The sequence below is a fragment of the Novosphingobium sp. PhB165 genome, from assembly GCF_004341845.1.
Lineage (GTDB): Bacteria > Pseudomonadota > Alphaproteobacteria > Sphingomonadales > Sphingomonadaceae > Novosphingobium.
On the sequence record NZ_SLVB01000006.1, the window covers coordinates 180,065 to 192,702 of the forward strand.

Genomic DNA, 12,638 nt, shown 5'->3' on the forward strand with positions numbered 1-12,638 from the left:
GTTCCTCCTGACGCTCGCCTTCGCGCGGCTTTGCGAAAAGGCCTGAGGAGGCGCCGCCATGACCGACACGCACACTCTTCCGCTGGTACTCGCCGGGCTGACCGCGCTTGGCCTGCTGATCTATCTCGTTGCCGCGCTGCTGCGGCCCGAACGTTTCTGACGAAGGGCATGCCATGACCACGGGAATGACCTTCCAGGGCTGGACCCTGATCCTCTTTTTCACCGCGCTTGTCGCGGCCTTGGCCAAGCCCGTCGGGGTCTGGCTTTTCGCTCTGTACGAAGGGCGGCGCACGCCGCTCCACCGCGTGCTCGGCCCCGTCGAGAACGGCTTCTACCGCCTCTCCGGGATCGATCCCGAGGCGGAGCAGGGCTGGCGCCGCTACGCGCTGCACATGCTGGTGTTCAATCTTGTCCTGCTGCTGTTCACTTACGCGGTGCTGCGGCTTCAGGACGTGCTGCCGCTGAACCCGCGCGGGCTTGCCGCGATGGGCGCGGACGGGGCGATGAACACGGCGGTGAGCTTCACCACCAACACCAACTGGCAGTGGTATGCGGGCGAGGCCACGGTTTCGAACCTCAGCCAGATGCTGGGCCTCACCATCCATAACTTCCTCTCCGCCGCCACCGGTATCGCCGTAGCTTTCGCGCTGTTCCGCGGTTTCGCGCGGCGCGAGGCGAAGACGGTAGGCAATTTCTGGGCGGACTGCACGCGCGTCACGCTCTACCTGCTGCTGCCGATCTGCGTGGTCTACGCGCTGTTCCTCATCGCCAGCGGCGTCCCGCAGACGCTGTCGAGCCTGGTCGACACCACCTCTCTGGAAGGGCTGCGCCAGTCCATCGCGCTCGGCCCCGTCGCCTCGCAGGAGGCGATCAAGATGCTCGGCACCAATGGCGGCGGCTTCTTCAATGCCAATTCCGCGCATCCGTTCGAGAACCCGACGGCGCTGACCAACCTTGCGCAGATGCTTTCGATCTTCGCCATCGGCGCGGGGCTGACCTGGTGCTTCGGCAAGGCCGTGGGCAATACCCGGCAGGGCTGGGCGATCCTGACCGCGATGCTGACGCTGTTCCTGATCGGCGCGGGCGTGACCTACTGGCAGGAAGCGGCGGGCAATCCGGTGCTCCACCACCTCGGCGCCATCGGCGGCAACATGGAGGGCAAGGAAGTCCGCTTCGGCATTGCCGCCAGCGCCCTGTTCTCGGTGGTGACGACGGCAGCTTCGTGCGGCGCGGTCAATGCCATGCATGACAGCTTCACCGCGCTGGGCGGCATGGTGCCGCTCATCAACATGCAGCTTGGCGAAGTGGTCGTCGGCGGTGTTGGCGCGGGGATCTACGGCTTCCTGCTGTTCGCGCTGCTCGCGGTCTTCGTGGCGGGCCTGATGGTCGGCCGCACGCCCGAGTACCTCGGCAAGAAGATCGAGGCGCGCGAGGTCAAGCTGGCGGTTCTGGCCATTGCCGTGCTGCCGCTCTCCATCCTTGGCCTCACCGCGCTTTCGGCGGTCCTGCCGGACGGTCTTGCCGGGCCGCTCAACAAGGGCCCGCACGGCTTTACCGAGATCCTCTATGCCTTCGCATCGGGCACCGGCAACAACGGCTCCGCCTTCGCGGGCCTGAGCGCCGGGACGCCGTTCTACAACGGGCTGCTCTCGGTGGCGATGTGGGTCGGCCGCTTCTTCATCATCGTGCCGGTGCTGGCCGTGGCCGGAAACCTTGCCGCCAAGAAGCACACGCCGGAGACCGCAGGCTCTTTCCCCACCACCGGACCGCTGTGGATCGGCTTGCTGATCGCCGTGATCCTGATCGTCGGCGGTCTCACGTTCCTGCCGAGCCTCGCCCTCGGGCCCATCGCCGATCATCTCGCGATGATCTCGGGCCAGCTGTTTTGAAAGCGCCAGTCATGACGTCACACACTTCCATGACGACTCCCACCTCGATGTTCTCGGCCAGACTGGTCGTTCCCGCGATCGGCGATGCCTTCCGCAAGCTGAACCCGCGCGAACTGGTGAAGAACCCCGTGCTCTTCACGACCGCCGTGGTCGCGCTTCTGCTCACCGTGCTGCTGGCCGTCGGCGGTGAGCCGATGCCGGTGGGCTTCCAGATCCAGCTGATCGGCTGGCTCTGGCTGACTGTGCTGTTCGGCACCTTTGCCGAGGCGCTGGCCGAAGGGCGCGGGCGGGCGCAGGCCGCCTCGCTGCGCGCCGCCAAGTCCGACCTTACCGCGCGCCTGCCCGACGGGCGTGTGATCCCCGCCTCGCAGCTCAAGAAGGGTAGCGTGGTGGTGGTCATGACCGGAGACCTCATCCCGGCCGACGGCGAAGTGATCGAAGGCGTCGCCTCGGTCAACGAAGCCGCCATCACCGGCGAGAGCGCGCCGGTGATCCGCGAGGCGGGCGGCGACCGTTCGGCGGTGACCGCCGGCACCCGCGTCATCTCCGACCAGATCCGCGTCCGCGTCACGCAGGAGCCCGGGCAGGGCTTCCTCGACCGCATGATCGCCCTTGTCGAAGGCGCCGAGCGGCAGAAGACACCGAACGAGATCGCCCTGACCATCCTGCTGGTGGGCCTGACGATCATCTTCCTGATCGCCGTTTCCACCATTCCCGCCTTTGCCCACTATGCGGGCGGCGCGATCCCGGTGGCGGTGCTGGCGGCGCTGCTCATCACCCTGATCCCGACGACCATCGCCGCGCTGCTTTCGGCCATAGGCATCGCCGGGATGGACCGCCTCGTGCGCTTCAACGTGCTTGCCAAGTCGGGCCGCGCGGTCGAGGCGGCGGGCGATATCGACGTGCTGCTGCTCGACAAGACCGGCACGATCACCGTGGGTGACCGTCAGGCCGCCGAATTCCGCCCGGTTTCCGGCACTGACGCACGCCTGCTTGCCGAAGCCGCGCTGCTGGCCAGCCTTGCGGACGAAACGCCCGAAGGTCGCTCGATCGTGGTCCTGGCGCGCGAGCATCACGGCTTGGCCCTCGGCGCCTTGCCGGTGGGTGCCGAAGTGATCCCGTTCACGGCCCAGACTCGTATTTCCGGCCTGAAAAGCGAGACCGGGCTGGTCCAGAAGGGCGCGGTCGATGCGATCCTGCGCGCCAATCCGGAGGCGGTGAACAGCCCGCAGGCCGCCGAACTGCGCCGCATTTCGGAAGAGATCGCCCGCTCCGGCCAGACCCCGCTGGCAGTGGCTCGCGACGGCCGCCTGCTCGGCGTGATCGCGCTCAAGGACGTGATCAAGGCCGGGGTGCGCGAACGCTTCGCCGAACTGCGCCGCATGGGCATCCGCACGGTGATGATCACCGGCGACAACCCGCTCACTGCCGCCGCCATCGCCGCCGAGGCGGGCGTGGACGACTTCCTTGCCGAAGCCACGCCGGAGGACAAGCTGGCGCTGATCCGCAAGGAACAGCAGGGCGGCAAGCTGGTGGCCATGTGCGGAGACGGCACCAATGACGCCCCGGCACTGGCGCAGGCGGACGTGGGCGTGGCCATGAACACCGGCACGCAGGCCGCGCGCGAGGCGGGCAACATGGTCGACCTCGACAGTGACCCCACCAAGCTCATCGAGATCGTCGGCCTCGGCAAGCAATTGCTGATGACGCGCGGCGCGCTGACCACGTTCTCGGTCGCCAACGATGTCGCCAAGTACTTCGCGATCATCCCGGCCATGTTCGTGGTGCTCTATCCCGGCCTTGGCGTGCTCAACGTGATGCGGCTGGCCTCGCCGCAAAGCGCGATCCTTTCGGCCATCGTGTTCAACGCGCTGATCATTCCCGCGCTCGTGCCGCTCGCGCTCAAGGGCGTGACCTACCGGCCGATGGCGGCGGGCCCGCTGCTGGCCCGCAACCTTGCGGTCTACGGCCTTGGCGGCCTGATCGCGCCTTTCGCCGGCATCAAGCTCATCGACCTTGCGGTCGCCGGGCTCCACCTCGTCTGAGGACCTGTTCCATGCTCAAGGACCTTTCCACCGCCGCGCGCCCCGCGCTCGTGCTTACCCTGCTGTTCGCGCTGCTGCTGGGGCTGGCCTATCCGCTCGCGCTGACCGGGATCGCGCAGGTCGTGTTCCCCCGACAGGCCAACGGCAGCCTGATCGAGCGGGACGGCCACGTGATCGGCTCGGCCCTGATCGGCCAGATGTTCACGCAGGACCGCTACTTCCACGGCCGCCCCTCGGCCGCCGGGAAGGGATACGACGCCATGGCGTCATCGGGCTCCAACTTCGGCCCGACCAGCCGCGCCCTTGCCGACCGCGTGACGACCGACGTCGCCGCTTTCCGGAAATCCCCAGGTTCCCCTGTTCCTGTCGACCTGGTGACCACTTCCGCCTCGGGGCTTGACCCTCATCTCAGCCCCGAGGCGGCTCTTTTCCAGGCGGAGCGCGTCGCCAAGGCACGCGGACTGGATGTCGCGCGGGTCAAGACGCTGGTGATCGACAATACCGAGCGGCCTTTGCTGGGCTTCCTGGGCGAGCCGCGCGTCAACGTGCTCGCACTCAATCTGGCTCTCGACAGCATGGCGGGCGGCGGCGCACAAGCGCATCCGTGAACGAGCCGCGTCCCGATCCCGAAGCCCTGCTCCGCGCCGCCGCGCGAGAGCGTCGCGGCCGCCTCAAGGTTTTCCTTGGGGCGGCTCCGGGCGTTGGCAAGACCTATGAAATGTTGGGCGAGGGCGCCGCGCGCCGCGATGCCGGGGTGGACGTGGTGGTGGGCGTTGCCGAGACCCACGGGCGCGAGGAGACGGCGGCGAAGCTGCGCGGGCTGGAAACGGTGCCGCGCCATCATGTGACCTATCAGGGCCACGTGCTGGACGAGATGGACATCGACGCCATTCTCGAACGCCGCCCGGCGCTGGTGCTGGTGGACGAACTGGCGCACACCAATGCCCCGGGCAGCCGCCACGACAAGCGCTGGCAGGATGTCGAGGAACTGCTCGATGCCGGGATCGACGTGTGCTCCACGCTCAATATCCAGCATATCGAGAGCCTGAACGACATCGTCGCCTCCTTCACCAAGGTCCGCGTGCGCGAGACGCTGCCGGACAAAGCGCTGGAAGACGCCGAGATCGAGGTCGTCGATATCCCGCCCGACGAGCTGATCGAGCGGCTGCGGCAGGGCAAGGTTTATGTGCCGGACGAGGCGACGCGCGCGCTCGGCAACTTCTTTTCCAAGTCCAACCTTTCCGCCTTGCGCGAGCTGGCGCTGCGCTTCGCGGCGCAGGCGGTCGACGCGCAGATGCTCGAATATGTCCGGGCCCATGCGATGGAGGGCAACTGGGCGGCGAGCGACCGGCTTGTCGTCGCGGTGAGCGAGCAGGCGGGATCGCTCGAACTGGTGCGCGCGGCCAAGCGCCTGGCCGATGCCCTGCGCGCCTCGTGGACGGCGGTCCATATCGAAACGCCGCGCGCGGCCACGTTCAGCGACGGCGAGAATACCCGGCTGGCCGATGCGCTTCATCTGGCCACGCAACTGGGCGGGCAAGTGGCGACTCTGCCTGCGGAGACCGTGTTCGACGGACTCAAGAGCTTCACCGTGCAGGCCCGCGCCACGCAATTGATCGTCGGCAAGTCGCTGCGCTCGCGCTGGTTCGAACTGCGGCACGGTTCGGTGGTGGACCGGCTGGTGCGCGAGATGCCGGGCCTTGCCATCCAGGTCCTGCCGACGACGCCGATTGCCGACCGGGGCGAGCGCCGACCGGCGGGGCAGTGGGGCTCGCTGTCGGGCTACCTTGTCGCGCTGGTGCTGACGGCGGCGGTCACGCTGATCGGCACCGGCATCCTGTCCAGCGGCAATATCACCGATCTTGGCCTGCTCTACCTGCTGCCGGTCATGTTCGCGGCGACGCGCTACGGCTTGCGGACCGGGATCGCGGCGGGGCTGGCCTCCTCGCTCGGGTACAATTTCTTCTTCCTGCCGCCCACGCATACGCTGACCATCGAGGATCCGCGCAACATCATCACGGTGCTGGTGCTGCTGGCAGTTGCCATCGTCAGCAGCCAGATGGCCGCGCGGGTGCGCGAACAGGCGCTGCTGGCCCAGGCGAGCGCCACGCAGAACAGCGCGCTGGCCGGTTTCGCGCGCCAGCTTACCGGGATCAGCACGATCGACGAGCTGGCGCAGGTGGTCTGCGGGGAAGTCGGCGGGCTGCTCGACGGCAATACGGTGCTGCTGATGCCGGGGGACGAGGGCCTGTCGCGGCGCTGGAGTTGGCCGAAGGAGCCGCGCCTCGAAACGCTGGACCTTGCCGCCGCGAACTGGGCTTTCGAGAACAATGCCCCGGCCGGGCGCGGGTCCGACACGCTGACCGCGTCGGAATGGCTGTTCCATCCGCTGGCCGCGCGCGGCACGGTCATGGGCGTGTTCGGGCTGGCGCGCAGCGATGCCCGCGCGCCGGTGCGGCCGGACCAGTTGCCGCTGCTGCTCAGCCTGCTCGATCAGGCGGGGCTGGCGCTGGAGCGCATGGCGCTGGAAGGGCAGATGGTGGAACTGTCGCAGGCGCGCGAGCGGGACCGGCTGCGCCATGCGCTGCTCTCCTCGGTCAGCCACGATCTGCGCACGCCGCTGACCACGATCATGGGCACGCTGGCGGAGATCGAGGCGAGCGAGCCGCTACAGTCCGCCCCTATCGCCGCCGCACGGGGCGAGGCGGAGCGACTGCACCGCTTCGTCACCAACCTGCTGGACATGGCGCGGATCGAAGCGGGCGCGCTCCACGGCAAGATCGAGCCGGTCGACCTGGACGAGGCGGTGGGCGAGGCACTCCACGAATTGCGCGCGCTGCTGGCGGGCCATGCGGTGGAAACGGCGATCGATGCGGACGTGCCGATGGTGCTGGTGGACCCGCACTTGTTCCACCACTGCCTGACCAACCTGATCGAGAATGCCGCCAAGTACGGCGATCCCGACGCGCCGATCGTGGTGAGCGCCGTGCGCCGGGAGGCGGGGCTTGTCCTTGCCGTCAGCGATCGCGGCCCCGGTATTCCGGCGGGCGAGGAAGAGCGAATTTTCGAGACGTTCACGCGGATCGAGGGGTCTGACCGCAAGGGCGGCACCGGCCTTGGCCTTGCTATCGTCAAGGGTTTCGCCACGGCCATGGGCCTCACCGTGACCGCCGCCAACCGCGAGGACGGGCATGGCGCCCGCTTCGCGATCCATTTCGACACGTCCCACCTCAGGGAATGGCCCGATTCATGACTCAAAGCATCACCATCCTCGTCGTTGACGACGAGCCCGCCATCCGCCGCCTGTTCCACGCGGGGCTCGCCCGCGCCGGCTATGCCGTGGTGGAGGCCGGCACCGCGCGCGAGGCGCTGAACGCCCTCGATATCGACAAGCCGGAAGTCGTGCTGCTCGACCTTGGCCTGCCGGACCGCGACGGGCTGGAACTGATCCCGCTGATGCGCACGCAGGCGGCGATCATCGTCGTCTCCGCGCGCGAGGCGACCGACCAGAAAGTGGCCGCGCTCGATCTGGGGGCCGACGATTACGTGGCCAAGCCCTTCGACAGCGAGGAAGTGCTCGCCCGCATCCGTACCGCGCTGCGCCACCGCCTGCCGGCGGAAGCCGCCGAGCGCCCGGTGCGGCGCGGCGATGTCGAGATCGACCTTGCCGCGCGGCTGGTGCGCAAGGGCGGGCAGGAAGTGCACCTGACGCCGAAGGAATACGGCTTCCTTGCCGAACTCGCGCGCAATCCGGGACGGGTGATTACCCATGCGCAATTGCTGCGCGCGGTCTGGGGGCCGGGACATGAGAGCGACGTGGAATACCTGCGCGTCGCCGCGCGCGGCATTCGCCGCAAGGTGGAGGACGATCCCGCTCACCCGGCGCTGCTGCGCAACGAGCCGGGTATCGGTTATCGGCTGGTGAGTCAGGACTGACGGCCAAGGCTGCTCCACCTCCTGACCAACGGCTCAAAATTCAGCCCCCAAACCCCCGTCATCCCCGCGAAGGCGGGGATCCCGCTTCTCTTGCGCCCAGGAAAGAAGGAAGCGGGGCCCCCGCCTTCGCGGGGGCGACGAGTGATGGGTGCAGTTTCAGTTCCTCCCCTGCAAGGGGAGGTGGCAGTGCGAAGCACTGACGGAGGGGTGTCCAGCTCTCGGCGTGGCACGCTGCCGAGAGCTGGACACCCCTCCACCACCCTCCCTTCGACAAGCTCAGGATGAGCGGCGCGGCCCCCCTCCCCTTGAGGGGAAGAAGGGAAATCCAAATTTATTTCACCCCGCACCTGCGGATGCCTCCTCGCGGCGACGTCTAGTCCTGATCCACGACGCTCGCAGGGGGTAATCCCGGCGTCCCCCCGGCGTCTGGGCCGCGTTTCTCCGACAGGATTTGCAAGGGAGTGCGTCGAAGTGCATGAAGTGGCGGCGATGTGCTGGGCCAGAGGCCTGCCGGTCCGGGGCTGGTACTGAGCATGGTTCAGGCGGAGATAGAAATGACGCCCTCGCCGCAGCCGCCGCGTGCCTCCGGGCTCGCGCTCGTACTGGAGGAAAATCGCCGCGCGCTCCTGCAATTTCTGGCGGCCCGCTGCGGGTCCGTCGATGAGGCGCAGGACCTGTTGCAGGACTTGTGGATCAAAGTGGGCGCGCAGGCGACCGGGCCGGTAGCATCCCCGCGCGCTTATCTGTTCCGCATGGCCAACAACCTCGTACTCGACCGGGTGCGGGGGCAGCAGCGGGCGATGCGCCGCGAACGGGTCTGGCTGGACACCGAGAGCGGCGGCAGCGCCACCGCGCCCGAGGACCGCGCCGATCCCGGCGAACCGGCCGACGAGGCGATAGCCCGGCGGCAGGAGGCAGAGATCCTGCGCGGCGCCATTGCCGCTCTGCCGGAAGGCGCGGGCAAGGCGCTGCGGCTCTACCGCTTCGAGGGGCTTGGCCAGAGCGAGATCGCGCGGGTCATGGGAATCAGCCGGAGCGGCGTGGAAAAACATCTGGCGCTGGCGATGAAACGTCTGCGTCAGGCACTGGCGGACTGTGGATGTTTCGGCGGTGCGACGTCTTCCTTGTACGGGGCAGAAGTGCGGAGTGAATCGGCGCAAAGGGAACAGGGACAATGAACCGCGACATCGATCCTATCCTGTCCGAACGGGCCTTGCCGGACGATATCCTTTCCGAGGCCGCGCGCTGGCACCTTGCCAGCGATGACGATGCCATGGACTGGGACGCCTTCACGCTCTGGCTGGAGCACGATCCCCGCCACCGCCGCGCGTTCGACGAAGTGGCGCTGACCGATGCCCTGCTGACCGAGCATCGCCCCGAAATCCGCGCGGCACTGGCCGAACAGGGCGATAGCGACCACGCCGCAAACGATGCGGAGGATGAGGCGGAAGCCCTCGCGGCCGGTGGCGGCCGTGCGCCCGTGCGTCCGCTCCTGCACCGGCGCGTCTGGCAATGGGCGGGCATGGCGGTGGCCGCCTCGCTCGCGGCGGCGATTGCGGTGCCGCAGTTCATGGATACCGCCTCCGAAGTCTATGCCACCGAAGGCGCGCCGGAGCGGATCGCGTTGGCCGATGGCTCGACCATTCTGCTGGCGCCGCGCAGCAAGCTCACGGTGGACGGGCGCGGGCAGGACCACATCGGGCTGACCGGCGGCGCGTGGTTCGACATTCGCCACGATCCCGACCGGCAATTGCAGATCACCGCGGGCGATGTCTCGATCAACGATATCGGCACGCGCTTCGATGTGCAGGCACAGGACGATGCCGTGCGCGTCGCAGTGGTGGAAGGCCAGGTGCAAGTCAGCGCGCAGGCGATGGCAGGGCCAGTGCAAGTGCCGGCGGGCAAGGGGCTGGCGTTCGACAGCCGGGCGGGCACGGCCACGGTTGCCGCGGTCAATACGCAGGATGTCGGGTCGTGGAAAGATGGACGGCTCACGTACGACAATGCGCGGCTGGTACTGGTCGCGAGCGATCTGCATCGCTATGCGGGGATTACGGTAGACGTACCCCCCGCTTTGCGGGACCGACGGTTTTCGGGGACCCTGATTGTCGACAATGGCGATGCGGCGTTGCGCGATCTGGTCCAGCTCATGGGCCTGCGCCTCAGTGGCCACGCTGGCGCTTGGCGTCTGGAGCAGCCCTGAGGTCTGTGCCCGCGAGGCTGCGGGCGCACATATAGACGTTACCGCGACCCGGCTGCCCGACGCCATTGCCGAACTCTCGCGTGAGGCGCATGTCTCGATCGGTACCGATGGTCCGCTGCCTGCGATCCCCACCCGTCCGCTGCACGGCGTCCTGACCGTTGGTGATGCGCTGGCGCGGCTGCTTGCGGGCAGCGGCTATCGGGCGCGGCAAGTGGGCGAGACGGCGTGGCGGATCGAGCATGTGCCTGCGCCGCAAGCGCCGGTCCCCTCCGAGCCGCGTCCGGTGGAACACGTGGCGCCGCCCGAGACTGCATTCGGCCCGCCGATCATCGTTACCGCCACCAAGCAGCCGCTCGAACTCTCGGTGCTGCCGGCGGCGGTCTCGGTGGTTTCGGCCTTCGGCATCGGGCACGACGATCCGCGCCGCTCCAGCGCGGCGGTGGCGGGGCAGGTGGACGGGCTGGCGCTTACCGCACTGGGCCCCGGACGCAACCGCATGTTCCTGCGCGGCGTGGCGGACAGCGCATTCGGCGGCGAGAGCCAGTCGACCGTCGCGGTGGTGCTGGATGAAGCGCGCCTGACCTATGCCGCGCCCGATCCGGACTTGCGGCTGGTCGATATCCAGCGGGTGGAAGTGCTCAAGGGGCCGCAGGGTTCGCTTTACGGCACCGGCGCGCTGGGCGGGATCTACCACATGGTCTCGCACCAGGCCGATCTGGACGAGAGCAGCCTGACGCTGACCGGCGGCGGCAGCATGGCCGCGCATGGCGAAAACGGCTATTCGGGCTCGGCCGTGGCGAATGTGCCGCTCCTGCCGGGAACCGCCGGGTTGCGGCTGGTGGGCTACATGGCGCAGGAGCCGGGCTGGGTGGATACCGGCACGCGCACGAACGGCAATACCACGCAAGTCACCGGCCTGCGGGGGCTGCTGGGGATCGAGCCGGTTTCGGGCTGGCGGATCGACGTGACCGGGCTGGGCCAGTGGATCGCCTCACGCGACAGCCGCTATGTCTATGATGAGCACAGCTATTCCCGCCCCGCCCAGCTTCCCGAGCCGCACGATAACGACCTTACCCATCTGGCCGGGCGACTGACCGGCAAACTGGGCGATATCGACGTAATGCTCGCCACCGCCATGACCTGGCACGACGTGGGCGATACGCTGGACGCGACGATCGGCGCCGACGATTTCGGCATCGCCGATCCCAAGCTGCTGATCGACAAGCGGGACTATCGCACCTGGGACAGCGAACTGCGCCTGCGCGGGCATCTCGGCGGGATCGGCTGGCTGGCGGGGCTTTCGCACCTCGATGCCCGGCAATCGCTCGATACCACGCTGCAAGGCATGGCCGGGGAGTCGCTGGTGGTGGACGCGGATCATCGCGACAGCCACGATACCGCCGCCTATTTCGATGTGACGGTGCCGCTTCTGACGCATCTTTCGCTCGATGGCGGGGCGCGGCTGTTCGTCTCCTCGATCCGGGACACGCGCCAGCTCGACAGCGGGAAAGTTGCGGAAGAGCAGGACAAGTCGGGCGTAACGCCCAGCCTCGCGCTGGCGTGGCAGCCCCATGACGGGCGGCTGATCTATGTGCGCTACGGGTCGGCATTCCGGCAGGGCGGGACGATGATCGGGCAGGACGGCACGGTCCAGACGCTCAAGGGCGACGAGCTGTCCTCGGTCGAGGCGGGCTGGCGTGAGACACTGGCGGGCGGCGGGCAACTGGATCTGGGCGGGTGGTATTCGCACTGGGACGATGTCCAGTCCGACGTGCTGGAGGACAATGGCCTCATCACCACCACCACCGCCGGCGATGCCCGCATCCTGGGCGTGGAGGGCAGTCTGGACCTGCCGATCCTGCGCGGCTGGCGGGCGCAGGCGGGGGCGAACTACACCGATGCGCGCCTCACCCGCAATGCGCTGGGCTATCGGCTGGAGGACAGCCGCTTGCCGGTGGTGCCCGAATATACCGCGCGGCTGGCGCTGCGGCATGACTTCACGCTGGGCGCGCTCGCCGTCTGGGCGCAGCTGGGCGGGCGCTATGTGGGCCCCGCGCGCATGAGCTTCGATCCCGCGCTCGACCGCGACATGGGCGACTATATCGAGAGCAATTTCGAGCTTCATGTGGCGCACGGGCAATGGCAGGTGGCGCTCACCGCGCAGAACCTGCTGGGCGACAAGGGCAACGTCTTCGCCTTCGGCAATGCCCTGCGCTATCGCACGATGGCGCAATATACGCCGCAAGGGCCGACCACGATCTTCCTGTCCGCGTCATTGACGATGTGACGGCCATGGGCTCGGGCCCGGGTTAGGGCTGATGCTCGACGGGAGAGTTCGGTCCAAATCGGAGTGTTTTGCCGGATTGCCTGCGGAACCGCGGATTACCGCGCGGTTGCGGGGTGTGGGAAGCGGGCGGCTCGGGCTTCACCGGCAAAGTCTTTCCCTGCCGATGAAAAGGCGGCCGTGCGCGGTCCGGGAAAATCGGTTCCGCAATGCCCCTCGCGCGGCGGAAATGCTGCCTTTTCGGCCATCTGCGCACTATGCGACATTCGCAGGCTTGCCTC

The 12,638-nt window shown here is 68.1% G+C and carries 9 protein-coding genes; all 9 read left to right on the plus strand.

Going from position 1 to position 12,638, the window contains the following annotated elements:
- The first annotated feature begins 58 nt into the window (after nucleotides 1-58).
- Nucleotides 59-160 (plus strand): K(+)-transporting ATPase subunit F, encoded by a 102-nt coding sequence (gene kdpF, locus EDF56_RS17875; protein WP_132389944.1) that lies wholly within the window; start codon nucleotides 59-61, stop codon nucleotides 158-160.
- 25 nt (nucleotides 161-185) lie between these two features.
- Nucleotides 186-1,889, plus strand: a complete 1,704-nt coding sequence (gene kdpA / locus EDF56_RS17880) for a potassium-transporting ATPase subunit KdpA (RefSeq protein WP_132390572.1) — start codon at nucleotides 186-188, stop codon at nucleotides 1,887-1,889.
- Between the two features lie 29 nt (nucleotides 1,890-1,918).
- Complete coding sequence (gene kdpB, locus EDF56_RS17885) at nucleotides 1,919-3,934, plus strand: potassium-transporting ATPase subunit KdpB (protein WP_207904734.1); 2,016 nt, start codon at nucleotides 1,919-1,921, stop codon at nucleotides 3,932-3,934.
- Nucleotides 3,935-3,945: 11 nt separating this feature from the next.
- Complete coding sequence (gene kdpC / locus EDF56_RS17890) at nucleotides 3,946-4,542, plus strand: potassium-transporting ATPase subunit KdpC (RefSeq protein WP_132389946.1); 597 nt, start codon at nucleotides 3,946-3,948, stop codon at nucleotides 4,540-4,542.
- The gene (locus tag EDF56_RS17895) at nucleotides 4,539-7,187 is read left to right on the plus strand and encodes a sensor histidine kinase KdpD (protein ID WP_132389948.1); all 2,649 of its coding nucleotides are present in this window, start codon (nucleotides 4,539-4,541) and stop codon (nucleotides 7,185-7,187) included. The genes kdpC and EDF56_RS17895 overlap by 4 nt, the downstream gene beginning before the upstream one ends.
- Nucleotides 7,184-7,870, plus strand: coding sequence for a response regulator transcription factor (locus EDF56_RS17900; protein ID WP_132389950.1), 687 nt, complete (start codon nucleotides 7,184-7,186; stop codon nucleotides 7,868-7,870). The genes EDF56_RS17895 and EDF56_RS17900 overlap by 4 nt, the downstream gene beginning before the upstream one ends.
- 554 nt (nucleotides 7,871-8,424) lie before the next feature.
- Nucleotides 8,425-9,048 carry an RNA polymerase sigma factor gene (locus tag EDF56_RS17905; RefSeq protein ID WP_165912239.1) on the plus strand — a complete coding sequence of 208 codons (624 nt, stop codon included), beginning with the start codon at nucleotides 8,425-8,427 and terminating at the stop codon, nucleotides 9,046-9,048.
- Nucleotides 9,045-10,073 carry a FecR domain-containing protein gene (locus tag EDF56_RS26455; RefSeq protein ID WP_243652671.1) on the plus strand — a complete coding sequence of 343 codons (1,029 nt, stop codon included), beginning with the start codon at nucleotides 9,045-9,047 and terminating at the stop codon, nucleotides 10,071-10,073. Before EDF56_RS17905 ends, EDF56_RS26455 begins: the two co-directional genes overlap by 4 nt.
- Nucleotides 10,036-12,360: a TonB-dependent receptor gene (locus EDF56_RS17915; protein ID WP_243652672.1), complete on the plus strand. Its 2,325-nt coding sequence runs from the start codon at nucleotides 10,036-10,038 to the stop codon at nucleotides 12,358-12,360. Before EDF56_RS26455 ends, EDF56_RS17915 begins: the two co-directional genes overlap by 38 nt.
- Nucleotides 12,361-12,638 lie beyond the last annotated feature (278 nt).